Genomic DNA, 24,593 nt, shown 5'->3' with positions numbered 1-24,593 from the left:
CGGTCTCATATTGGCCCAACCCTAAAGGAGAATAGTCATGTTTGGATTTGGCGAACACAACGATCACGCAAACGTCCAGCAGGTCATCTGCACCTGCGGAACCAATATGGCCTACCAGGGCCCACACGGCCTGCGTATGGGTGGGCTGACCGGCATGTTGGGGGCGGGCGCTGCTTTCCTGGGCGGTCAGGTGGCTACCGACGGCGAAGAAGCCTTTGAGAAAAAGCTGGAAGTCGATATTTACGTTTGTCCCCAGTGCCAGGATGTGCGGTTGAAATACCGCAAAGGGCTGTAAATTGGGTATCAGCAAAATTTTCCATGCACCCCAGTATGGGGTGCGGCGGCAGCCAAAAAAAGAACAGGCACCGATTCAGGACGCCACGCAACCCGATGGGTGTATACAAGAAATTAAACAGAACATCGTAAAATCCTGTGGTGGTGTCAGTACGTCCATGGCAGCCGGAACGGGCGGAAGTGGGTTTCATTATCCGCGCGATCTGGCATTGCCAGAAGACCCTGTTCCGGAATGCAGGGTGCCCAGTAAGCCACAGGTCAAAATAGAGGTCCGGAAGTCCCGGAAAATACCAACCCAGACACCAAGTCTGGCCTGAAAAGGAAAAATATGCTTTCTATCGAACCACAGGCAGGTCCAGCGCCCATTATCCAGGTCATCCATTCGTCCCGCCGTGAACTGGACGTAGGCGTGTATTATCTGTCCGACCGCAAAATCCTTCGCGCCCTCGCTGCGGCTCACCGTCGTGGGGTGGATGTGCGCGTCATCATCGAGGGCAAGCCCTACGGCATGAAGCCCTGGCAGGTGCGCCGGGAGGAACGGACCATTGCCGCGACCGGCGCACGGTGGAAGGTGGCCCCGCCGCGCTTCACCAGCCACGGCAATGACTACTCGTTTTTCCACTGTAAGTATTGTGCCAATGGGCATGAGGTCGAGATCGGCACGGCAAATTTCGACTGGTCGGCTTTCCACCGGAACCGGGAGTATGTCGATGTCACACGCAACGCGACCGTGGTTCAGGCGGTCAACGCGGTGTTCAATGCGGACTGGACTGCGGCGCAGGGCGGCAATCAACGCGCACCGGCTTACGCGCATCGGGTGCTGGTTCTTTCTCCGGGGACGTCTGCGGCGCAACTGCTGCAAGTGATCGACCAGCCCGGTCCCATCGACGTAGAGAGCGAGGAATTAGGGCCATACGCACCCATTCTGGATGCCCTGGCGGCGAAGGGCCGGAATCTCCGGATGATCCTGCCGGCCAGCATCAATGCGAAGGATAAGCGGGCTGTGGCTTTCTTGCGGGAGCATGGCTGTCGCGTACGTTTGCTATCGAAAAAGCCCTTGTACATGCACGCCAAGATGATCGCGGGCAAGTCGCTGGCCTTCATCGGCTCCGAAAATTTCACCCAGACCAGCCTGGACAATAACCGGGAAATGGGCCTGCTGCTCAACGGGTCAGACATCGGCAAGCTGCAAACGCAGTTCGATAAGGATTGGGCGCGGGCCGGTTGACCCTCTGATGCGCGAAAGGGGGGTGGTATTAATATTCAGCGGACCCGCCATCGCGTTACAGCTTGGGCACAGGCAATCCGTCGATTTTGACCTGTTTACTGACCGTAAGCTGAATGAAAGCGCAATTCTTCGGAATATGCCTTTCCTCAAGCGGGCTCAGGTTATCCAGGCGTCAGCATGCCCGATAAAAATCACCGGCACCTTACAGATCATGACCGCCACCACAGGAGAAGCATCATGAACGAAAGCTACCGCCAAACCCGAATTGCCCAACTCCAGAACCATCGCCACATCCTGCTTCAGCGGCGCGAACAGCGCGGCGCCCCTATTGCCTCGATTGATATGGAACTCAACGTGGTGCGCGCCAAGTTGCAGGCCCTGTATGAGGCCGGAAGGATGCAGTTAGTTACGGAAACTGACGCCTAGAAGAGGCCACTTGGGCAACATGTGGGCATTTGCCAGTTTGCGGCATTCATTAATTCGCTAAACAATTGATTATTTTGATATTATTGCATGATTGACAATTGGATGGGCAATCAGGTGTTCTGTAAAAAGCTGTTACAGCGTAACGAAAAAGCGCGAATGGTCACGTCCTCTCAAAACCCGTCATCAGGCAGGTAAAATCGAGAATCTCAATCAAGAGTGATTTTCGAAAACGGCAACCTGTTGATTGTTAGTCATGGCGCCCGTGGCTGGTTGCCCTCTCAAAAAGGCCGGTTTCGAGTTTTTTCACAGGGCGGGCCAGTCCATACTATATTTTTCTTGTCCGCATGACGTTGAAGTGATCTTGATCGATTGAAAAAAGCAGAGGAACATCAGCCCCTAATAAACATTATATAAGAGTACATGAATGATTATTGACAATAGTGGCACTCTACCCGCGTTTCTTGGCCTGCAGGATTCTGACTTTCAGGTCATCGACCGTTATCGCGATGCCTTGGATAAAGAAGCATCGGCGCTTGCCCACGCTTTTTACGATTATCTGCTCAGTCATCCCGCCACCGCCGCCGTATTCCGGGATTTCTCCAGCGCGCGTCTGGACGCTCTGATCCAGAAGCAAACGGAACACGCTAAAGGCCTTCTGGTCAGCCGCCTGGATAGGCCGTGGCGGGAGTCCATGCGCAAAATCGGGGCTCTGCACCACCACCTCGGCATCGGACCCTCCTGGATCGCCGGCGCCTATATTCTCTACTGGCGCCATTGGCAAAAAATACTTCAGGTGCAGGTTCCCGAGAGTGACCGGGATTTGCTGCGGGACGCCCTGTTCCGTCTGCTGGTCGGTGACCTCATGGTTCAGCTCGAGGGCTACGCCCACGCCTCCCGCGAGACCGATTCCGAGAGGTTGGCCTTGTCTAATGTGCTGATGAGCGTCCTTGCCGCCCCTCGCGGCAAGGTGTCTTTGCGGCCGGAAGACTTGCTGCAGCAAATCTGCGACGACTTGCCGGCCAAGAGCGGCAGCGTACGTCTGGCCGGTTACATGGTGAGCGACGTCATGGGAGAGACCTTAACCTTGGAGCACCAGGCCGGGCTTCTGTCGCCAGGGCTACAGCTCCAGAAGAGCACCGGAGATCCCTGCTGGAAAGCGTTGGGAAGTGGGCAGAGCATCATCCAAGCCGTGGATGATCCGCAAGCGCCGGAATGGATCAAGGCCTTGCGCAACCAAGTAGAGGAAATCGGCATCTTTCCTTTCGGGACAGAGGATTTGCGTGGCGCAGGCCTGATCGGCGTGCGCGAAAAGGGTTATTTCCAACGGGTTGGATCGGCATACTTCAATGCCTTTGCCCATCTTGGGGAACTGGTATTTCTGCTACGCAATCAATTTTTGCGCGATCCCCTTACCGCCCTGCCCAACCGCTTCCTCTTCATGGACTTCCTGGAGAACGCCAGAAACCAAACACTGCGGCACGAGCGGCTTCTGGGGGTAGCGATTCTGGATTTGGACGGCTTCAAGCAGGTGAATGACCGCTTGGGGCATGGTGCTGGAGATCAGGTGCTGCAAGCCGTGGTGCAAAGGCTGCAGGTGCAGTTACGGGCAGGAGACATCCTTGCTCGTCTGGGTGGCGACGAGTTCGGCCTGATATTGCCAGACCTGGAGCGCCTCGACGATCTAGACGGTGTCAGCGAACGATTACTCGCCGCCCTCCGTGAGCCGCTGGAAATCGATGGTGAAGCGGCCAGCGTTACCGGCAGCCTGGGTATCACCCTTTTCCCACTGGATGACAGTGATGCCAGCACCCTAATCCGGCACGCCGATATGGCGCTCTATGCCGCCAAGGACGCGGGCCGGGATCAGTTTCAACTGCATAGCTTAGCCCTGGATGAGGCCATGCGGACTGAAGCAGGGACGCGTGCCCTGCTCGAACAAGCGTTGCAGGAAAACCGTCTGGTGCTGTACTACCAACCGGTCGTGTCCAGCGCCGGAGCGGTGATAGGGGTGGAAGCCCTCATCCGCCTGCAACACCCGGAGAGAGGCTTGATTCCACCCGCAGCCTTTTTCTCCGCCCTGGATCATGTCCGCCTCGCGCGGCCCATCGGTCGCTTTGTCCTGAACGTGGCGTTGCATCAGGCAGCCCTCTGGCAAGAAGCGGGCCATCCACTGCGTGTGTCGGTCAATATCAGCACCCGTCACCTGCTGGATGCCCGGTTCCTGGAGGATCTCCAGGAGATGTTGGCCAAGTACCCTGGCCTGCGGCCGGAGCTGGTCGAGATCGAAATCACCGAGTCGGCTCCTTTGCGAGATATGCTAGAAGCGCAAAGACTCTTGGTCGCCTGCCATCGCTTGGGAGTACGCGTTGCCCTCGACGACTTCGGCACGGGCAATGCCTCTCTGACCTACCTCCAGCGGCTCCCTGCCGATTCCATCAAGATCGACCAGAGTTTCGTGCGAGATGTGATCGATGACCCCAAGGATCTCGCTATCGTTACAGCGGTCATCACGGCCAGCCGCATGCTGGGTATGAACGTGATCGCGGAAGGGGTAGAAACGGCAGATCATGTCGACTTGTTGGTGAAGACGGGCTGTAACCACCTGCAAGGGTATTTTTTCTCCAAACCGATTCCGGCAGAGGACGTTCCTGCTTGGGTAGCCCATTTTCGCCCGGCTCCACGGACGAAAGATTCCTTGCATCCCCTGAATATCCTGTCGCCCATCCTGGAGGGGCACATCCTGCGCGTACAGAAATTCATCGGCGCACTGCGCCAGGAAAACCCGTTTCCCGCCCATGTTATTGAAAAGGATGCCGAGGAGTATTGTCATCTGGGTCTGTGGTTGCGTGGGGAGGGAAAACAACGTTTTGGTGCGACCCCCCAATTTATGCGTCTCCTCACTCGCCACGAACGCCTTCATCAGGTCGCCCGTGTGGCCAAGTTGCACTTTGATGCTGGGGATGCAGATGGAGCCATGGAACAGGGAAAGCTGCTGGATATGGAAAATGGCTTGCTGCTGGCCGAATTGCTGGCCATGGCGGGTGAAAGCCGGGATAATATCTAGAGGTGAAACAATCGTACTGTTAATAAAATTAGATTATTAAAACATGTTTTTGATGGTGTGGATTGCTTCCGCTGGATAAACCAAAACAAATAGGATGATCGGATATGAGCCTTACCGAAAGCGATACCGAGCTAGCCTTAATTTTGCCGCATCGGTCTGGACTTCCACTCGTGGAATATCTACCACTGGTCTTCCTCAGCGGGGCAGATGAACTCCCACTGCCAGAACCGGAGGCTCTGGGTGCCGTAGAGGGGCGGAGCGCCATTGTTTACGGTCCAGAAGAGGATGATGACGGTCTTCTCTGCCATGCGCAGGGGTGGGATATGGGGGACTTGGTCCTGGAGCCGACGACGCCGGCCAACGGAGAAATCCCCAGCTATAACAAAGCGCTTATATTTCTCTTCGCCAAACCTAATCTTCTTGGTTTTTTTGCGGACTGGAAATCTTTTCAGAAAGGTGCGCATCATTTTCGTAGGCCGAACCTGGTGTTGACTCGACGCGCCCGCCAAAAACAACGTCTGCGCCTGGACGGAGACATTATCGTGCGTCGCCGAAATGGGAGCACACTGCTCTCCAAGCTATATGACTTTGGTCCCAGTGGTGCAAGTTTTTATACCGATGCCGCAGATTTCCGCTCTGGAGAAATGTTGTTGGCGGAATTTGAGATCTCTGGTTGTGGCAGCTGCGAAACCACGGCCACCATTGTCCGGGTAGAAACTCTCTCTCATTCTCACTATGGATATCTGGTCGGTATTTATTTTCACCTGACAAAAGCACAACTGCAAAAGGCAGAACAACTGTATTTGTGCAAGAAGGCGGAGGCCATCCGGCAACTGTCCGCCCCTGAGCGACATCGCTGGGCACCCCCAGAAACGGTATAGTTGACCCTGAATTTGAGACAACGGTTTAATCCATCGCCTAGCAAGATAATTTGTACCATTCTTTCTTATCGCATCGGTGCCATGGGTGGCAGAGTGGCCGGTTTTGCTCGGTTCTTCCACCGCCAAGGAACGTAGATCATGTTGGCTTCTCTGCTTCACAAGCCGGATTTCCGTCTTCCATTTTCTTGTACCAGTAAGCACCTATAATGGCCTGTTCGAACGCATTCTCCGCTGAATCTACGTCGCTCCAGTCACCATTGTTCGGAGAGGAAATCGACCGTTCGCCCATGGCCGCAATGGATTGGTGGTACTCCTGATGGAGTCGCTCCAGTCGTTTGTGGTCACCAATTCCTAATCTGCGGATATGGTTATGGCCAGGACAGATGGTAGCGTCGGCCACTGCCACATAGTCTATTAGATGGGGGGTATGGAGCATCGCTTTTTTTAGGGCATTATGGGCTGCGATTTGCTTGGCATAAAATCCCAGCAGACTGGTTGGATGCGGTCGACCATGGCAGGGGGGGCGTTGGAGAAATGCCTGCAATTCTGATAGCGGCATAGGTTTGGCGATGGCGTAGCCCTGTAGGAACTGCGTAAGCGTCTAAGCAACCCACCTTCCCAAATTTCCTGACCTGACCGATCCTGATCTGCATTCAGCGCGGAGGGATGGTGATGAAGAAAGAAGAGAAAGTCGCTTATTGGCGGCAGCAGGTAGAGGGATTTCAGGCGAGCGGACAGTCGGTCAAGAATTATTGTGCGCAGGCGGGGATCGCCGTAGCCACGCTGCATTACTGGCGCAAACGCTTTGCCGATTCTGTACAAACGCCGTTGCTGTCCGCCGTGCCCGAAGGGTTTTTGCCGGTAACTCTGGCCGCGCCGGTCAGGACGCCTGTTTCACCGGTGGAAATTCACCTGTTATCCGGTCGTAGCCTGAAGCTTGCGGCGCCGGTAGATACCAGCTGGCTCCAGACCTTGGTGCAGATTCTGGAAAGACCATGTGGCTAAATTCGAGCAGCCGGATCTGGCTCGCGGCAGCGCCCGTAGATATGCGGTTAGGCTTTGATGGCCTGGCGGCCAAGGTACAGGGGGTATTGGCTGCCGATCCTTTTTGCGGTCATGCTTTTGTCTTTCGCAACCGCCGAGGGGATCGTCTGAAATTGTTACTGTGGGATGGACTGGGTTTCTGGCTGGTGTATCGCCGTCTGGATCAGGGACGACTCCATTGGCCCCGCGCCGATGCCGGTGCCCTGGAACTCTCCGCTGCGCAGTGGGCGATGCTGGTAGAGGGGCGCCCGTGGACGCCGTTACCGAGCCTGGAAAAATGCACGCCAAAACTGCTGTAACTAGCGGGAATTTCTTGTATAAATAGCCCAGTTCCGGTACTATATTCCGATGGTTTCAACCTCACACACACTGCTTCCCACCAGCCCGGACGCCCTGCGCGATCTGGTGCTGAGCCTGCTGCAACAGCAGGAGGAACAGGAAGCGGAACGCACCCGGATCATCGCCCAACAGCAAGCGGCCATTGCCCTGCGCGATGAAACCATCGCCCGCCTGGAAAGCACCATCGCCAAACTGCAGCGCTGGCGATTCGGACGCCGTTCGGAAAAGCTCTCTCCCGACCAGATCAGTCTTTGGGAAGAAGCGCTGGATACCGAAATCGCGGCGATGGAAAGCCTCCTCGAAACCGTTCTGGAAGACAGTGCGGCCGTGACCGCTGGCCGTGCAGAGGGAGCAGCCGCCGACGCGCAGACCGTAACGGTCCCCGCCCGTCCCGTACGCCGGCACCCCGGCCGCATGGCGATCCCCGCCCATCTGCCCCGGGTAGAAGTACGTCACGATCCCAAGACTTGCACTTGCGCGCAATGTGGGGGTCCACTTGAAACGGTCGGGGAAGAGATCAGCGAAAAACTGGATTATATCCCCGGACGCTTCCAGGTGATTCGCCATATCCGCCCCAAACTGGCCTGCCGCCCCTGCGGTACCCTCGAAAGTCCGGCATTACCGGCACAGGTGATTGACAAGGGCTTGCCCACGGCGCGCCTAGTGGCCCATGTGATGACGGCGAAACACGTGGATCACCTGCCTTTGTACCGGCAGGGAACCCAGTACCAGCGAGCGGGCGTACCGATCTCTCGCGCCACTCTCTGCAGCTGGCTGGGTCAGGGCGAATACTGGATCAGCATTCTCGCCGAAGCCTGCAAAATGGCCTTGCTGGAAGGAAAGATTCTGCACGCCGACGAGACGCCCTTGCCCGTCCTCAACCCCGGCAGCGGCAAGACGGATAAAGCCTATCTCTGGGTGTATCGCAGCCAGGCGGATGCCCCGCATCCCATCGTGGTCTTTGATTATGCCCCGGACCGTAAGGGGATCCACGCGCAGCACTTTCTGGGTGACTGGCAAGGCATCCTCCAGACCGATGACTATGGGGGGTATGATGCCCTCTACCGCAAGGAACAGATCATCGAAGCGGGATGCTGGGCGCATGTCCGCCGCCACTTCTATGACGTGGAACAGCGGGGTCCCAGTCCGGTAGCCCAGAAGGCCCTGGCCTGGATCGTCAAACTCTACGCCATCGAAGCGGAGATCAAGGAATCTCTACCAGATCAGAAAGTCGCCGCCCGGCAGCAGCGTGCCGGTCCCCTGCTGGAAGCCTTCCATGCCTGGCTCACGGAAACCCAGATGCAGGTGGCGCCGCAAAGTGGCATCGCTAAAGCCATCGGCTATGCCCTCAACCGTTGGAAAGCACTGACGCTCTACCTCGAAGAAGGACAACTCAGCATCGATAATAATCCGGTGGAGCGAGCGCTGCGGGGCGTGGCCATTGGTCGCAAGAATTTTTTATTTGTTGGAAATGATGCCGGTGGCGAGCGTGCCGCGTCCTTCTACAGCATCATCGAAACGTGCAAACTCAACGGCATCGAGCCCTTCGCGTACCTCTGTGACGTGCTCGAAAAGCTCCCGACCTGGCCCAACAAAAAACTCCACGAACTCTTGCCGTGGAACTGGAAAAAATCTGCATTAGCCTGATTGGCGCCAACCCGCAAGGGTGGGTTGGCTGAACGTTTACGGAACTGCGCACCCGTGACGATGATCGCATCCAGAATATCCTCCGTTTCCACCCCCTCCACCACCAGATCCACGCCCATGCCAGCAGCGAGATCCTGAATGGTACCTACAAAATGCAGATCCTGAGGTCGCTGCTCCAAGGAGCGGATAAAGCTCTGGTCCAGTTTGATCTCATCAATAGGAAGATCCTTTATCCGCAGCAGGGAACTATAGGCGCTGCCCACATCGTCCAGGGCCAGCCGGACACCTAATGCTTTTATTTCCAGGAGATGATCCAACGCCTTCTGCTGTTCCAGGAAATCATCTCCCTCCAGAATCTCCAGAGTGATGCGGGAGGGATCCACTGTGCTTTGGGCGATCATTTCCTGTAGGCAGGTGATGCAGCCTTCCGAGACGGAGCGTGGATCCAGATTGACAGAGACCCATAGGGACCATCCATGTGCATCCAGAAGAGACAGATCGGCCAAGGACTGCGCCAAGACTTTCCCGGTCAGATCAGAAAGATTTCCAATCTGCAATTGCGGCAGGAACTCCGCCGGCGTCCAGAGGGTACCATCCGTATCCCGTAGACGTGCCAAGGCCTCGACACCGACCACCCTGCGTGTCCGGCTATCCAGGACAGGTTGATACCAGACCTCCAGAGCCCCAGCATCCAAAAGCTGTTGCCCGGGGGTGCATTTTTCTTTTTGTACTTCCTCGCCAAAAAGCACCCAGAAGCGCTCCCGGGCCGCCTTATTTGCCTTGCTCTCGTACATGGCCTGATCCGCCAGGCGCAGGAGTTTGTCCCCCGTGTCTGTATCCCCAAAGGGGTAAAGGGCGACCCCCATGCTCGCCCCGATCTGAACGCTTTTGCCATTGCTCAGCGGAATGGGGGCGGTGATGGTGTCCTCGATCTTTTTCATGATGTTGGCAAGATCGTCCAGATCCTCGAGATCTTCCACCAGCAGGACGAATTCATCCCCTCCCAGGCGGGCGACGAAGTCCGATTTGCGCAAGGCTTCGGACAGGCGTTTTCCCAAGGCCACCAGCACTTCATCTCCGGCCCCATGGCCATAGGTATCGTTGACAGGCTTGAAGCCGTCCAGATCCAGCATGCAGACCGCCAGGAGCTGGTTGTGGCGTTCGGCACGAGCTATGGCCTGTTCCATCTGGATTTCCAGGAAGCGCCGGTTGGGCAATCCCGTGAGCAGGTCGGTCCTGGCGATCTTCGCCTCCTGTTCCTGCAGTAAACGCAAGTGCTCCTTGAGGTCATGCTCGTCGAGACTATGGCCGAGCAAGGAGGCCAAGCGCTCACAGGCGGTGGTGGTATCGGCATCAAACACCTGCTCCGTGGAAATAAATTTTATAACGGCAAAGGGCGTCCCATCTCGCCATACGGGAGTCGCCAATGCCGAAACCCATCCGGATGTAGCGAGTACCTGCCCCCACGGACGATCTGCCTGTGAGGAGGAGAAATCGGAATGTACGATGGTTCTCTGCTCGCGCCATGCGCGCGCAGACATGCTAGAGGGATCGTCCACGTGGATTTGAAACGGTTGCATCATCTCGATCCCGGGACCCGCTCCAGCTAACACCCGCACCCTTCCCTGCGCATCGGGACGCACAACGCCGACCGTGTGAAAGATCCCCATTTCCCCGAGCCGGGTGCAGGTGGTTTCCAGCATGTCCTGCACATTACGCCCCTGCAGAAGAATATCCGCTTCTACCGTCAACGCCTGATAGATATTTTGCAGTTTCTTTAGCTGTTGTGCCTGCTGTACCGACTCCGTCACATCCACCACGGTCCAGATGGAGGTCTCCTGATCGTCCAGCAATTTAACAAAAGCGTCGACGACTGGTGGGTTTTGATTGTGGTAGTGCGCAAGCATTACATGGCGGATAATGGTCGATCCCGTTTGGAGGAGTTCGGCATAGGCCTGTCCGATCCGTTCCCAGGTTGCCTCGTCGGGGTAAAACAACCGACTGCTTTGCCCGATCACGCGCTCTGGCGACAGACCTATCATGCCTGCTAGATGCTGGTTGCACTGCACGATTTGGCGTTGGCGTACTACCGTGATCCCCACCGCCGCGTTGTCCAGCAGTGTCTGGATGAGGTTCCTGTTTTCGCGCTCTTGTGTGATGTCCCGTTGCAGGCCGATGAATCCGGTCAATGCGCCCTGGTCATTGAGAACCGGGTCAATGTGCAACCGATTCCAGAACAGGGTGCCGTCGTTGCGCTGGTTGAGAATGTCTCCGGTGTAGGACTGTTCCTGCGCCAAAGCAATAGCAATCTGCCGGACTGTCTGCGCATCGGTCTGCGGGGCTTGCAGGAACTTGCAGTCGCGGCCAAGCACTTCTTTCATGGCGTAGCCGGTGAGCTTCAGGAAAGCCTGGTTGACATAGATAAGGTGTCTTTGCGGGTCAGCAATGGTGACGCCGTCTTCCAGCGCCTCCACCGATGCGCGCAAAAATCGCAACCTCTGCACATCCTGCAGTCGCTCCAGGCCCTGACTGATCTGGAGGGACAATTGTTGCAGTATGGTCTGCAGGGCGTCGTCGAATTGGGCTTCGTCGCCGCGATATACCGATAAAATTGCCCAGACCTTTCCGTCGCGGAAGATGGGCAGTGTTGCGCTGTCGGCCAGGCCATAGGCCTGCGCACGCTTTTTCCAGGGGGCCAGGAACGGCTCCTTCGTAAAATTAGTGCCAAAATAAACGCGCGCCTCGCGCCAAGCGCGAGCTGCGGGACCTTGCCCTTCCGGAATCTGCGCATCACTGGAGATGAACAGATCTTTGAGGTAGCCCACTTGTCCGGCAGCGGCAAGAAACTGAAATCGCCCTTGTGTATCTGGTCGGGAAACAAAGGCCAGCTTCAGACCGCTTTGCTGCACAGCGATTTCGCATATGTGTTGCAGAAGTACTGACTCATCTTCAGCGCCAGAAATCATCTGATTAATCTTGGTTAGCAGGGCGTCCAGGGTGAGAAAATTAGCGGTATCTGGTGCTGTCATGGGGGATCTTTTGAAGTCGATGGCGGTTCAATTGGTTTGTTCTTGGTCTACAGGACAGGATGCATCATTCGGTCTTGTGGATGCTGTTTTCTCGTTTATTGAGGGCGTAAAGAGTACCAAACAACGAGCCCCATGATGAGCGGCTCGTTTTGTTTTGGCCGTTAAGGTGCGCCGGGACCTCCAGGGGGCGGTCCACCTGGTCCTCCCGGTGGACGCGGACCACCCATAGGTCCTTGGTGGGGTGGCTGTTGAGGTCCAGGCCCTCCCGGTCCACCCTGTGGTGGCCCCCTTCTCGGACCAAATTGTGGTCCCTGTAGAGGTCCTCCAAGTCCTGGTCCTCCGGGAGGCGGTCCTTGTTGTGGGCCGAATCCAGGTCCACCCATAGGTCCTTGGGGAAACTGTTGAGGTCCCGGCCCTCCTGGTCCACCCTGTGGTGGCCCCCTTCTCGGACCAAATTGTGGTCCCTGCGGAGGCCCTCCTGCTGGTCCTTGCTGGAACTGAGCTCCTCCAGGTGGTCCTCCGGGAGGCGGTCCTTGTTGTGGGCCGAATCCAGGTCCACCCGGTTGGAGACCCTGTGGTGGTCCCCCTGGGGGCCCAAAGCCTGGTCCACCGGGAGGACCAGGCGGGGGTGGTTGTGGTGCGCCAGGTGGAGCCGGTGGCGGTGGTTGTACCCCCAGATAATTAAAATAAGTGCCAGGTGGTGGCGGCGGCGGCGCACCAGGTGGTGGAGGCGGTGGAGGCGGTGCCCCCGCCGGCATAGGCGGGGGCGGTGCCGGATAATATTGGTAATATGTCTGCGGGTAGTAGTACCACATCATGTACTGCGCATAGAGTGGCTGACTGTAATAGTTGGTATACGCGGAGGGTGGCTCAAAATAGCCATATTGCAGGGGCAAGCCCGTGTTACCGAGATTGATCCCGAGATCGCCCAGCATGACACTGAGATCAAACGGCGCAGCAGACGCCGGTATAGAGAGTGATAAAACCCCTAATCCGGCGAGGCCCATGGCGATACTGAGTACAATCGGTTTACGCGGCATAGCAAATCCTCTTTTATTGTTTTACTGGATAAAGCTGAACTTGTCCCAGAATGTTGCTTATGGCGCAGGAGGGGGTGGGGGCGGCGGATTACCGTAGCCATTGTTGTACTGACCAGGCCCCTGACCGGGAGGAGGAGGTGGCGGCGGTGGTGGATTGCCGTAGCCGTTGTTGTACTGACCAGGAGGGGGTGGGGGCGGCTGGTTGTACCCCTGATATCCATATCGACCGTAGGGGCCAACAGCACAGCCTGACAAAGCCAAAATACCCAAGGCAATCACAGCGATTCTTCCAGTTGAAATAGGCATGACATATTCCTCCGCATTTTTATCATCTATGAATATGGAGCGTCCTGAGGAATTTATCAACGAATATTCCGGGGCAGACCCAGACCTGGTTTTTCTATACCAGACAGAATTCGCCCTTCTGCCTCGTTGGATCGGCATCATGAGCGACGGATGGCCCGGTTTTGCGGGGTTCTCCGCCTGCCTGTGAGGGGCTGTTATGGGACATTACAATGAGGCTACTCATTTTGGGTGGAAACCGGGAACTCACGGCGGGCATGCACCACGTTCACGATCTCAATGCAGGTGGCCGTGACACGATAGAGCACTATGTAGTTTGGTGCGCGACGATCTCACGCAAGCCCGGCACGCGATCGCTGATGTGGTATAGGTAGGGATGTTCGGCAGTAGGCAAGACAGACTCTTCCAGCAGGCGTTTCATACGCCGCGCCGCTGGCAGATTCTCGTTGGCGATGTAGCGAATGATATTCGCCAAGTCATCGCGGGCCGAGGCCCGCCAGATAATGGGTAACAACTCAGAATTTCCTTTGAGCAGAGGTTTCCGCTTCCGCGATGATCGCGTCCATTTCGGCCATCACCTCGTCATGCGGAATACTGGGTCGCTGATCAGCCAAGCTCGACGCGACCTTTGTACGCAGCCACGCAGTATAGCTGGCCTCCTGCTCGGCGGTCTCAAACTCGGAGATGATAGAAGGTAAAACGGCATTCATTCTGGACGCTCCTCTGGTATCGATCATCAGCGAGGGGTTAAAGAAAGCCCTCATGCGGTCCCTGATATCTATATTAGGCGGTTTTCCCTCTTGCAGGAACCATCCACCATCATCCGTCGCCGTCATCCCCCATCAAACCCCCGATAACGCCTCTCTCCGCGTCCCGCTCGGACGTGTCATATTTCCCGTCCCCCGTGGGCTTGCGCCCCGCGAGTGGCTTGCACTCAGCAAAGGGCTTGCACCCCGCGAGGGGCTTGCACTCTCCTGCCACGGCGTCCAGATCGCCAGCCGCCGCGGCCAATGCCGCCCTTTCAGCCTCGCTCACCTCCTCGACAGGATCCTGCCCTTCCGGCTTTTTCTCGATATGGGGGATGGGTAGCGTTCCACCCGACTCACCCAGAATGGCCTTGTAGTCTTTCCTGGCTCCGGGGATGGAATCGCTCTTCTCTGGCCACCGCATGGATGCCCGATCGAGCCATTCCGGGTTCTTGAAATAGAGCAGCTGCTGTCCATAGATGGGATGAAAGCCCGCCGCGAATACCAGCATATCGCCGGGGGTCTTGATATTGGCACCTTCCTTTTCCGGTCCCCGCAAGGTCATGACCTCATCCGCTGTCAGCAGGGGGCGGGACTGGTAGCTGAGGCTCGTGGAATAGCCCTTGTTCTGACCGAACAGGGAACCGTCAAAACTCTGGTTGTCGTTTTCCATGGTCACGGTACGGGTGCCCAGCATGTCAGAGATCCACTTGGCCGTCTCGACCTGGTTGGGCGCGTAGGCCGCCCGGATGTGACAGTTGCCGATGATGGTCTTGGCCCCGGCCTTGCCGTAGCCGTGGCCTTCATCTTCCAGCTGGGCGATGTCCTGCGTGATGAGATATAGCTTGACGTTGTAGCCTGCGAGGAAGGCGATGCTGTCCAGGAACACATCGAGTTTGCCCAGGCTCGGGAATTCGTCGAGCAGCAAGAGCAGCCGATGCTTTCCCTTGGCGACGATTCGCCCGTCTTTCGCTTCCAGGCGTTCTTCCGCGGTAAACTGGGAGGCAATCTGGTTGAGCACCAGGCGAATGAGGGGCTTGAGCCGGTTCTTGTCTTCCGGACTGGTGACCAGGTACAGAGAGACGGGTTGTTCGGCGTCCTGAAGGTCGGCGATGCGAAAGTCCGAATACTCGGTCCACTTCGCGACGATGGGATCCCGGTAGAGGGACAGGAAGCTCATCATGGTCGAAATGACGCCCGATTTTTCATTCTCGGCCTTGTTCAGCATCTCCCGCGCGGATTGCGCGATGACCGGATGGACCCTGGAGCACTGGCCGTTGCCGTCCCTCCAGCCATATTGCTCATCCGGGTCATGCTCCGTCTGCATCATGCGCTCAAAGGCTACGTCCACGCTTTCCAGCGTGGGATCGTTGAGATAGGCGGCAACGCCCCGCAGGGTCTTGTCCGGCATGGCGTAGAGCACATGCAGGATGATGGACGTGAGCAGGGCAAAACCGGTTTTCTGCCAGTGATCGTTCAGGCCCTTGCCATCCGGGTCCACAATCATCGTGGCAATGTTCATCACGTCCTTGACTTCGTATTGGGTTCCGACACGCACCGCGTCCAGCGGGTTGAAGTGGCAACCTTCTTCGGATACCGATCCCGGTGAAAACTTCAGGATGTGGTGGCCCATGGCCTTGCGATAGCCCGCCGTCAGGTGGAAGTTTTCCCCCTTGATGTCATGCACGACCACCGAGTCCATCCAGCCGTCCAGCAACGTGGGCAGCACCAGGCCCACGCCCTTGCCCGATCGGGTCGGGGCAAAGACCAGGATGTGTTCCGCCCCGGTGTGCTGGAGTGGGGTGGCCGCGCCGTTCTCGACGAAGGCCCCCACATAGCAGACATGGGGAGAGTCGAACCGGTCGAAAACGGTCGGCTCCGGGATCTCCGACAGGCGTTTCTTCTCCCTCTCCGCCCTCCTCTTCCGCCACTCGGCGGCCTCCTTTTTCCGCTTTTCCCGCCGCTCTTGCCAGCGGGCCCAGTCGGAACCTCCCTTGAGCCCCTTTGCAGGGTGCAAGCCCTTTGCAGGGTGCATGCCCTTCGCAGGGTGCATGCCCTTCGCAGGGTGCATGCCAAGCCAGGGGCGCAGGGAGTCCATTACCGTCTTTGGCGGTGGAGAAGGCAGGAGCGCCGCCCGGATCGCATCACTTTTACCCGCCCAATGCGCTGAGCCATGCACAGGATTGTCCAGGACGGCTTTTTGCGCGTCCTTGTGCTTTTTCCCAAGTATCCCCGCCGTGAGTATGCCCAGCACCACGGCCGGCAGACCGGCGTCATAGAACGCCTGATGAATCACTGGATAGTGGATGTTCAGGATCATCGGCCGCAGGAACGGCAGGGGATCATATAGCCGCCAGCCGTAGGGCAATGCGATGTAGGCATGCGCCTTCTGGATGAAATCATCGGTCCACTGGTAGCCGGGAAACACGTCCCGAGCCACATAGGATATGCCCAACGTGTAACCGAGAACGCCCGCCGCAACGCCGGCGAGCGTCGTCTTGAGCCTGCCGCCCCGGGCGAGGCGCTGGATCTTGTAGTCGGAGACGGTGGAGTTGGGAGCATGGATACTGTTTACCATCTTGGCATCCTTATGGGAGAACCGGCCAGGAGTGGGAGTCATCTGAGGGTGCAGGCGTTACCGCCTGAGCAGGCTTTGCCAGCCACCGAAATTGGGGAAAGGGATTGCTCGGCAGTGCCGCGTTACCCTGGTTGCCCCAGGAGACGGTGCGCAGTCCGCCGTAGTCGGCGGGCATGCAGCCGGCAGGCTTGCGGCCGGCAGGCTTGTAGCCGGCAAGCTTGCAGCCGGCGGACGTGGGTACTCCAGCGGCACCCAGTATCCGGTTGGCATATTGGGCATCGCCCCGGAGCCGCCCGGAGTTGTACGCTTCAAAGGCGTGATAGAGCGCTTGTTGACCCCGGTAGCCGCTGGACAGCGCCTGTTGCCAATCCATGTGCAGGATCTCGCCGCCAGCCCGAAGGTTGGCGCAGGCATTGAAGGCGTTCCGGGGCCTGAGTCCGAAGGCGGCGAAGTTCCCGGTATCCACCTGGGCCAGCCCCACGTCGACCCGCTGACCTGCGGCCATGGCGTGCCGCAAATACCGGATGGCCTGAGCCCGGCTGCCGGGAATGACCATGCTCTGCGTGCTGTTGTTCCACATCGCCAACGGATTGCCCCCGGACTCCACCCGCACAATGGCGGCCATCGTCGAGGGTGCGACCATGGGGGCGCATTCCGCGTTAATCTGGGAGAGTAAAATCATCGCGAACTCCGTGACGATGCTGGGCGGGCATCTTCCGATTCCAGAATCCGATCGATCAGCGCGGAGACGCTCCATCTGCTTCCCTGAAAGCATTGCAGTCGTTCCAGCACGTCGGCAGGCAGGGTGATCGACATGGGGCGAAGGTGGCGCCCCGGGTGCTGTTTCTCCCGGCGCTGGGCCAGATCCTGCAGGCCCTCATCGGACAGGGAGCGCACTTTCTGTGTCACAATCGCCGTTCGCCTTGCCGGCGAAAGCCCAGCGCAATCGTGCTCTGTCCGAATGATGATGCTTCCGCGCATTTTTCGCTCCTTACCCCTTGGCAGGGCGCAACCCTTTCGCAGGGCGCAGCCCCTTGGCAGGGTGCAACCCCTTCGCAGGGTGCAACCCATAGGGATTGAGATTCGGCCCAAGCGCTGGGTCGACCATGGCCGATCCCGTCTGCATGGCCGGGTCGTAGGGGCCGGGGAAGACCATGTCATGCGCCACCACCACCGAGAACAGATAGCCGGTGGGAATGGTGATCGTGGGTGCGATGTCGATGTACTTTTCCAGCAGCTGGGATTCGGCTTCCCCAAAGGTCTGCGCCAGGGCTTGCTCGCTGTCCTGAAGCGCCACATTCCCGGACATCTGGCCTGTCACACTGGTCGATGTGGACGGAGAGGCAATCGCCATCCCTGCATCCACGATCGACATCAATAACGCATTCTTGAAGATCAGCCAGGTGTGGTCATTGACCTCCCCAGCGAAGCCGGCGTATCCAGCACCGCCTGCCCCTTCGTATCCCGGCAGGTTCATGGTGGTGCCGTTCGGAAACTCGATGCGCGTCCAGGCAACGGCCAGCCGGTTGATGCCCAGGGCCGTCTGTGTGTCATAGGTGCCCACCAATTTGGCGCCGGCAGGGATCAGGAGCGTTGCCCCATTCACGGACGAATAGACGTTCTGGCTGACCACCGCCGTGATCTCTCCCGGCAGATAGCTCTTGATGCCCGTCTGCAAAACGGCGGGAATGACCGACCCGGAAAGAATCTCGTAGGGGCTCGTCTCCCGGGTCACCAGGGGCGGCGGGGTCTTTTTCTTCGTTTTCCTAGCGCCATCGGCTGCTTGTTCTGCATCAGCCAGGGCTGCACCTGATAGGGCCGTAGGGAGAACTGCCGGGGCCTGCGCAGACGGCGTTGACTCCGGCGTTTTCCAGGCAAGGCCCTCACCGGCTCCGCTCCCAGTGCTTTCCGTACCCAGGGCGGACGCGAAGGCGGCGTCCTGCGTTGCGTAGGGATTCTTTGTGGGCACTGTGGACGCTGGTGCGGGCGTTGGATCGGACGGTCCACCCGCGCTGTTCGTGGCTGCGGTTGCCGACGTGTCCGACGCCCCTCCAGGCGTGGTGGGCTTGTGGACCTGCTTCCGGTGCGCAGGGGCGACCGGTGCGCCAGTCCCGCTCGCCGGCTGGATAGTTTTGGCCTGCACCTGCGGCTTGGCGTTCCCGAACATCGGGTGACTTTGCAGATACTCATAGCCGCCATAGGCGCCCAGTCCGACCACCGCAGCCGCGATATAGAGCGGCGTCCGCTTGATGCGCGTCGCCATCCGGTCCCTGTCCGGCTTGACCTCGATCCCAAGCTGACTGGCTTGTGGGCCTTGCGGCCTGCTAGGGCCTTGCGGCCTGCAAGGGCCTTGCTGCCCGCCAGGGTCTTGCTGCCCGCCAGGGCCTTTGCGGCTATCCGCGGCGGGCTGTTGCCCTGCCGGGAGCAGCCCTTTCTTTTTCTGGAGCAAATCGGAGAAAAAGTCTTTGCCGCTTTTCATGGCTACGCTCCTGCCTCGTTCGTGAGGCTAATTTCGGCCAGGTGATTCCAGTTGCCCGTGAGCAGATCGATGCGGTAGGGGATGGCCCCCACGGCCAGCGTGTGCCCTTCCATGCGGTAGCCCACCAGCAAGGATTTGCCGGACTTGTTGCGCACCAGAACCATCGGGGTTTTCCCTGTGGGCAGGCGGATATAGGTCATCCTGTCCTTTATGTCGCTGACCACGCTGATCGGCTGGACAGGCTTGCAGTCGCCCGTAAAACACTGCATTTTCCAGTCGAGATCGGCATGTGTGGCATTCACAGGTGGAGTATTGGCATGCGAAGCATGGGCGATGGGGGCCGTGGCCTGCCTGTCCTGGTCGCGTGTACCCACTTCCCGAGGTTGGTGGATAACGTGAGGGACGCGATAGAAGGACAGAACCGGCGTGAACCGGGAGGTACCGCTGACCAGGCCCACGGTGTACGTCAACGGATAGCCATGAGGGCTGGTCGCGACGATCTGGATACTGCCTTTGAGTCCGGCAAAGCGGGGCATGATTTCCAGAATGGGATGCCTGCCGGCCGCAAGCCCGCCGGCGGCGGTCTCCTTCACGACCCACTCGGCGCGTGGGGCGCCGACCAGGGATACCGGCTTGACGCCCTTCCCCAGAATAACCACAGAGAAATTGCCAGGGGCGGTCTGAAGCACCGGCAGGACTTGCCCCAGTGGCACAATGACCTCTCCGCCCGGGCGCGTGAATACAGGGAGCTGCGAGAGCGTGCCCAGGGCAAAGGCCCGCACCGATTGTTGCTCCACCGCCCGGATGGGTTCGCCATAACGGATGTTCAGACTGTGCCGAAAAATCTGGGCGGTGTTCACCGTTCCGGCAATTGGCGCGGACTGTCCGGCAATTCCCGGCACCTTCACCGTGGATGCCATGGAAGCGGGTACGCTTACTGTTATGGCAATCGTGGCCATCACCAATACAGACCGTTTTTTCATCGTTTTTGCCCCGTAGCGCATGTTACCTCCCCTCCTGCTGGATGGTGACCACCTCAGAACCCAGCCGTAACAGGATCTCGGCAGGAACTGAATCGACGACATAGGTGTTGCCCCGGATCTGGGTATCGACTCCGATCAGGTGTCCGCTGGCATTGCGGGCTTGCAGGATGGGAAAGCCTCCGTGGCTCGCCAGCCCCTGAGGCATGTCGATGAAGGTATGGGTCCCATCGTCATACACGCGCAATGGACGGATTGGTTTGCAGTCGCTGGAACGGAACCATCCGCCGCCACCGCAATGAATGGACCAGCGAAGATTGACGTGGTTGAGACGGATATTGGGCAGAGGCAGTACATTGCCTTTATGGTCAGCAGCCGACTGATCCGTTGGTGCGTTGTCTGCCGTCAGCAAGGCCGCCGCCTGCGAGTCTGCTGCCTGCGAGTCTGCTGACTGCAAGTCTGTTTTCCAGGAACGGACCTCGCCCCCGCTATCCTCGATCTTCAGGGCGGGAATGTAGCGCACTGCGTCACTGACCAGACGGATTTCATAGTTGATGGGCCTGCTCTGGTCGGTTGCGGCTACCACGATGTTTTGGTGGAGACCCTTGAATTTCGGGCTCAGGAAGATTTCCGGCTGTTTCCCAACCAGCGCCTGCTGCACATTCCATTCCGACTTGCTGACGCCGACGGTCGTCACGGGCCTGACACCGTCGGGCAGCTCGATGATGCAGGTGTGCAGCGGCGAGCAAACCAGCACGGGCCGACCGGCCAGGCTGTCGACGGTTCCGTTCGCGCCGCCGACCACGGGAAGAGTGTTATCCATTGCCTGGGACGCCGTCAGCGACTGACGTGCCAACGCTCTGGTTGCAGCACTTTCTGGGCCCTCGGGCGGGGTGGCGATGGACTGTTGCCACACCTGCACCGCCGCTATCCGCTCGGCAGCCTCCGGGGAGATGGCCGGGACCTTCTGGCGCGCAGATGTGGTGCCGCCAGATGCGGATGGTGTCGTGGACGGATGGGCGGAACCGGTTTTCGTCCCTGCAGGCTGTATTGGCGGTTTTCCCTGCAGCGAACCGATCGGCTTCACCGCGGGGAGTCCAGTATCTACGCCAGCCAACGCCAATCCAGGAAGGACGGCGAGCCCCAAAGAAAGCCATGTCTTGGTTTTCATGTCATCTTCTCCTTACACCTGCGGACTGAATGCAAAGTGCGTGATGTAGATGCCGAATGGATTGCCTTTCAGGACATTGGGGTTGTTCGATGGCGGGACCGTCGCGTAAGTGACCGTGCCTTGCCAGTTCTGCTCGCCATCCACGCCGCCATGCGGGCCATAGTGCTTTACCAGGAAATCGACGATGTACGAGCCACCCTTGCCCGTCACCTGCCCAACGGGAACGGCGCTCTGGATCGTGACCGTGTTGCCCTGCGTCTTGTTGGAATAGGCCGCGTAGGGATTGTGCTGCGCGTAGAAGGCGTCCAGCGAGGATTCCGCGCTCGATGCGATGTAATGATAGGATTCATCGATGAAGTGCTTCTGCACATGCTTGTCCGGGCTGCGCGTGAAAGCGAGCCAGGTGAAGCGGGAAACGATGTGCTGCACTACCGGCTGGGCGAAAGAACCGGCCCGCACGGCCTGCGCCAGTTCCACAGCCTTGCCCAGTTTGTCCACTTCGACGACATAGGGCACGATATGGACACGGTCTGCCTCGTACACCATGCCCGCCCCAAACAGGGCGGCAATGCCGATAGCCGACAGGGCAGCGATGCGCCAGTTTCTCGCCTGCGCGATGTAGGAGCCGTAGCGCTCAAGCCATTCCTGGCGGGCAGCCAGATAATCGGGATTGCTCGACATGAAATAACCCTCTCAGATGATTCCTGAAAGGGTATAGATCGAGGGTTGGGGGGATAACCGGCATGAGGCGGCGTCGCCTTATGCCAGCCTACAAATGATTCCCTCTGCTGGATGACTGCAATCCATCTACTGGCGACTACCAAAGCTCAACGGCGGCAGGGCAGCGGAAGCAGTCATTCGGCGGACTGACCAGCATGTTCTCGCAACTCGTCACTAATGCTGTAAAACGTGGCAGTCTTATGAGCATGAATTTTGAGAATCGCGACTGGTAGATAGGAAAGGCCAAGAGCTTGTCTTTAAAGTAGACCTTCAATCCCGCTGCTGCGTAGGTTTTTCTGGGCCAAGATCTTCAATGCGATAGCCCTCTGGGTAGGTTGGCCGACGCAATTGCGTACGCATCACTGGTTTGTTTTTGATCGGTAGCGCACTGGCTATTCGTCCGCGTAAACGTAATGCACGGGTGAGCACTCGGCTCAACCAGATTGATTGTCCAGATAAGCCTAAAGCGTTTAGTAGGGGTCGATCCAGTAGAGCATAAACGGCAGGCCTTCCCAGTCGAAACAGTACGGGCGGCATATAAAAGCCCAGTAGCAAGTCTATCGTTTTTTCTGCGACACATCGGTTTGAATTGGAATAATGAAAACACTCTGCCTCATAGGAACGATTAAACTGCTCCAGCTCAGCATATTCATCATGAATATCTTGGATGTTCATGCGCACGCCTATGGCCCGCCAGAAGTGGAACCAGGCCAAGCGTTCTTTTTCTGATAGGGGGCGATGCCCGAAACGCGCTATCCATTGTATCGGTTCAAAAATAAACGTCGACAATACATATAGATAGTCCTTATTGCGAATCGTATATTTGGCGTGCTGGCGGTTGATGTTTTCAATGGCAGCCTGCCCTTGTGGACTATCGTAGCCGTGTTCAATCAATTCACTGAGGAGCAGGTCCGTATCATCGTAACGTTTGCGGGTCCGTTCAGTGAGTTCTCCTGTATGGCGAAGGAGAGCAGAAATACGAGGTACCGCATACGTGCGAAACAGGGCTAGTTCAAGCGCACGCGCGATATCAAAAGGATACACACAAGTTGCCATCAGAAAGGTGATTCGGCAGTGATCCTTGACCGGATCTAACTGGAGAATTTCACGATCATACGCCGTAGTCATGGATGATTTACAAAAAGCTTGGAAGGCATCGGTTATCCTATGCGCGCCTTATGAGCGCTTCATGTCTTGTAGAGAATCAGAAATCTATGGAGCTACATTATCCTACCATGACAGGAGACGGGTAAAGTACAATGAAGAATTCACTGATCCAACAATGGTCCGCTTGTTTACTTCTAACACATGAGTCAGACTATCAAGCAGAATAGCATCCAAATACCGGCAGGATAAAGGAAGACACGATACATACTCCCGTGATTTATCGGCCTTCTGCAGTGCCACACCCTTACTTTGCCATAAACGGAGTCGCAGCGTGTTTCTTCGGCGCGATTTGCGGCACCCAGGGCCAATTACTACGCTTTCATGGGATGAACCTCCTTGTTCAATGGGCCCCCATCGTGGCATCGGACCGCGGCTGGGGGGAAGGGGACGTTCATCCCATTACTTCATTCTTGAGCGCGCCATTCCTTTTCACCATGTGCAGATACCGCAAACAGGCACCCCATAAAGGCCCTGACGATTGGAGAAAGCAGTTTTCCCGCCGGATAAACCGCATACCACTTGCGCTCTAGAGGAAAACCACGCACGTCGAGAATCACCAGTTCGCCGCTGGCAAGTTCCGCGTGTATCGTACTTGCCGACAGCACGGCAATGCCTAAACCGCCAGCCACAGTCTGCTTGACAGCCTCATTACTTCCAAATTCCATACGTGTTCTGAGAACAACGCCGTGTTGCTCGAAAAACTTCTCTGCAGCCAGACGTGTTCCCGAACCGGGTTCGCGCAAAATAAATGGTGCGTCTCGTAGACGTGATGGCTCAAGGTCTTTTTCCGACGCCAGGGGATGATCCGATCGGGATACCACCACTAAGGGATTATCGGCGAAAGCTTCCGCGACGACGTTTATGTGTTCCGGCGGCTGACCCAGGATGTAGAGGTCGTCCTGGTTACGCGCAAGCCGCTCCAGCAGTGCTTCCCGATTACCAATAAACAAAGCAGTAGCAACACCAGGATGCTCCGTACAGAACCCTCCCATAATACGTGGAATAAAGTATTTAGCGGTAGAGAGCGTGGCGACCTTCAAGCTGCCCTTCTCCAGTCCTTGCAGAGCGGCTATCTCTTGAGTGAAATATTCCAGTCGATCCAGCACATCGTGGCACGCCGATGTCAGCGCCTCCCCCGCCGGGGTCAGGTAGATTTTCTTGCCAATCTGATTAAAAAGCGGCTGGCCGACTGCCTCGGCGAGTTGCCGGACCTGAATGGACAGAGCAGGAGGTGTCAAATGTAGCTCTTCAGCGGCACGGGCGAAGCTCATGTGCCGAGCTACGGCAGCGAAGATCTTGAGTTGGTGCAAGGTTGCATGACGGATAGACATGCCAATAGTAAACCATACTAAATTATAATAGTAAATATATTTTACTTTTATATAGTTACAGATCGTCCACAATGCTACCCAAGCATTGGAACCTGGCAGGTGGCTCCAATCACCATCGTCTACCAT

The 24,593-nt window shown here is 57.5% G+C and carries 21 protein-coding genes and 1 pseudogene; 8 read left to right on the top strand and 14 right to left on the bottom strand.

The annotated features are described in order from the left end of the window. Positions 1–37: 37 nt before the first annotated feature. From AFE_RS07990 to AFE_RS07960, 5 genes are all read left to right on the top strand, one after another. Positions 38–295, top strand: a complete 258-nt coding sequence (locus AFE_RS07990; protein WP_012607192.1) for a hypothetical protein — start codon at positions 38–40, stop codon at positions 293–295. A 327-nt stretch (positions 296–622) separates the two neighbouring features. Next, entirely contained in the window at positions 623–1,522 is a 900-nt protein-coding gene (locus AFE_RS07980; RefSeq protein ID WP_009562016.1) for a phospholipase D-like domain-containing protein, read from the top strand. Between the two features lie 237 nt (positions 1,523–1,759). Next, positions 1,760–1,948, top strand: a complete 189-nt coding sequence (locus AFE_RS07970; protein WP_009562011.1) for a hypothetical protein — start codon at positions 1,760–1,762, stop codon at positions 1,946–1,948. 424 nt (positions 1,949–2,372) lie between these two features. Continuing rightward, positions 2,373–5,012, top strand: coding sequence for an EAL domain-containing protein (locus AFE_RS07965; protein ID WP_012536716.1), 2,640 nt, complete (start codon positions 2,373–2,375; stop codon positions 5,010–5,012). A gap of 104 nt (positions 5,013–5,116) precedes the next feature. After that, positions 5,117–5,893 carry a PilZ domain-containing protein gene (locus AFE_RS07960; RefSeq protein ID WP_012536715.1) on the top strand — a complete coding sequence of 259 codons (777 nt, stop codon included), beginning with the start codon at positions 5,117–5,119 and terminating at the stop codon, positions 5,891–5,893. A gap of 136 nt (positions 5,894–6,029) precedes the next feature. Here AFE_RS07960 and AFE_RS07955 read toward each other — a convergent pair whose 3' ends face one another. Further along, positions 6,030–6,452 (bottom strand): hypothetical protein, encoded by a 423-nt coding sequence (locus AFE_RS07955; protein ID WP_012607186.1) that lies wholly within the window; start codon positions 6,450–6,452, stop codon positions 6,030–6,032. Positions 6,453–6,565: 113 nt separating this feature from the next. Here AFE_RS07955 and tnpA point away from each other — a divergent pair, with 113 nt between their 5' ends. The 3 genes from tnpA to tnpC are packed head-to-tail and all read left to right on the top strand — an operon-like array spanning position 6,566 to position 8,923. Continuing rightward, entirely contained in the window at positions 6,566–6,898 is a 333-nt protein-coding gene (gene tnpA / locus AFE_RS07950) for an IS66 family insertion sequence element accessory protein TnpA (protein WP_012536651.1), read from the top strand. Beyond that, positions 6,889–7,236 carry an IS66 family insertion sequence element accessory protein TnpB gene (tnpB, locus tag AFE_RS07945; protein ID WP_009569019.1) on the top strand — a complete coding sequence of 116 codons (348 nt, stop codon included), beginning with the start codon at positions 6,889–6,891 and terminating at the stop codon, positions 7,234–7,236. The genes tnpA and tnpB overlap by 10 nt, the downstream gene beginning before the upstream one ends. 49 nt (positions 7,237–7,285) lie before the next feature. Next, the gene (gene tnpC / locus AFE_RS15660) at positions 7,286–8,923 is read left to right on the top strand and encodes an IS66 family transposase (protein ID WP_012607185.1); all 1,638 of its coding nucleotides are present in this window, start codon (positions 7,286–7,288) and stop codon (positions 8,921–8,923) included. A 68-nt stretch (positions 8,924–8,991) separates the two neighbouring features. Here the strand turns inward: tnpC and AFE_RS16775 are convergent. The 13 genes and pseudogenes from AFE_RS16775 to AFE_RS07860 all read right to left on the bottom strand — a co-directional run. Beyond that, a pseudogene (locus AFE_RS16775) lies at positions 8,992–11,889 on the bottom strand (bifunctional diguanylate cyclase/phosphodiesterase); the annotation flags it as partial. A 127-nt stretch (positions 11,890–12,016) separates the two neighbouring features. Continuing rightward, positions 12,017–12,511 carry a hypothetical protein gene (locus AFE_RS16350; protein ID WP_113527130.1) on the bottom strand — a complete coding sequence of 165 codons (495 nt, stop codon included), beginning with the start codon at positions 12,509–12,511 and terminating at the stop codon, positions 12,017–12,019. A 1,091-nt stretch (positions 12,512–13,602) separates the two neighbouring features. Beyond that, positions 13,603–13,809: a type II toxin-antitoxin system RelE/ParE family toxin gene (locus AFE_RS07910; protein WP_009569336.1), complete on the bottom strand. Its 207-nt coding sequence runs from the start codon at positions 13,807–13,809 to the stop codon at positions 13,603–13,605. Between the two features lies 1 nt (position 13,810). Continuing rightward, entirely contained in the window at positions 13,811–14,005 is a 195-nt protein-coding gene (gene relB / locus AFE_RS07905; protein ID WP_009569339.1) for a type II toxin-antitoxin system RelB family antitoxin, read from the bottom strand. Between the two features lie 109 nt (positions 14,006–14,114). Further along, positions 14,115–16,619 carry a type IV secretory system conjugative DNA transfer family protein gene (locus AFE_RS07900; RefSeq protein ID WP_012607179.1) on the bottom strand — a complete coding sequence of 835 codons (2,505 nt, stop codon included), beginning with the start codon at positions 16,617–16,619 and terminating at the stop codon, positions 14,115–14,117. Positions 16,620–16,629: 10 nt separating this feature from the next. Next, positions 16,630–17,301: a lytic transglycosylase domain-containing protein gene (locus AFE_RS07895; RefSeq protein ID WP_009566321.1), complete on the bottom strand. Its 672-nt coding sequence runs from the start codon at positions 17,299–17,301 to the stop codon at positions 16,630–16,632. Continuing rightward, entirely contained in the window at positions 17,298–17,600 is a 303-nt protein-coding gene (locus AFE_RS07890; RefSeq protein WP_009566320.1) for a hypothetical protein, read from the bottom strand. Before AFE_RS07890 ends, AFE_RS07895 begins: the two co-directional genes overlap by 4 nt. 10 nt (positions 17,601–17,610) lie before the next feature. Further along, the gene (locus AFE_RS07885) at positions 17,611–19,098 is read right to left on the bottom strand and encodes a TrbI/VirB10 family protein (protein ID WP_041645907.1); all 1,488 of its coding nucleotides are present in this window, start codon (positions 19,096–19,098) and stop codon (positions 17,611–17,613) included. Positions 19,099–19,100: 2 nt separating this feature from the next. Next, on the bottom strand, positions 19,101–20,081 hold the full coding sequence (locus AFE_RS07880) for a TrbG/VirB9 family P-type conjugative transfer protein (RefSeq protein ID WP_235826739.1): 981 nt from the start codon (positions 20,079–20,081) through the stop codon (positions 19,101–19,103). A gap of 22 nt (positions 20,082–20,103) precedes the next feature. Continuing rightward, positions 20,104–21,249 carry a TrbG/VirB9 family P-type conjugative transfer protein gene (locus tag AFE_RS07875; RefSeq protein ID WP_012607177.1) on the bottom strand — a complete coding sequence of 382 codons (1,146 nt, stop codon included), beginning with the start codon at positions 21,247–21,249 and terminating at the stop codon, positions 20,104–20,106. A gap of 12 nt (positions 21,250–21,261) precedes the next feature. After that, positions 21,262–21,930, bottom strand: coding sequence for a VirB8/TrbF family protein (locus AFE_RS07870; RefSeq protein WP_009564688.1), 669 nt, complete (start codon positions 21,928–21,930; stop codon positions 21,262–21,264). A 309-nt stretch (positions 21,931–22,239) separates the two neighbouring features. Continuing rightward, positions 22,240–23,097, bottom strand: a complete 858-nt coding sequence (locus AFE_RS07865) for an oxygenase MpaB family protein (protein ID WP_009564689.1) — start codon at positions 23,095–23,097, stop codon at positions 22,240–22,242. 443 nt (positions 23,098–23,540) lie between these two features. Then, the gene (locus AFE_RS07860) at positions 23,541–24,593 is read right to left on the bottom strand and encodes a LysR family transcriptional regulator (RefSeq protein WP_232027572.1); all 1,053 of its coding nucleotides are present in this window, start codon (positions 24,591–24,593) and stop codon (positions 23,541–23,543) included.

It is taken from the genome of Acidithiobacillus ferrooxidans ATCC 23270, from assembly GCF_000021485.1.
GTDB classification, from domain to species: Bacteria; Pseudomonadota; Gammaproteobacteria; order Acidithiobacillales; family Acidithiobacillaceae; genus Acidithiobacillus; species Acidithiobacillus ferrooxidans.
This window is presented reverse-complemented; position numbering and strand designations above follow the sequence as displayed.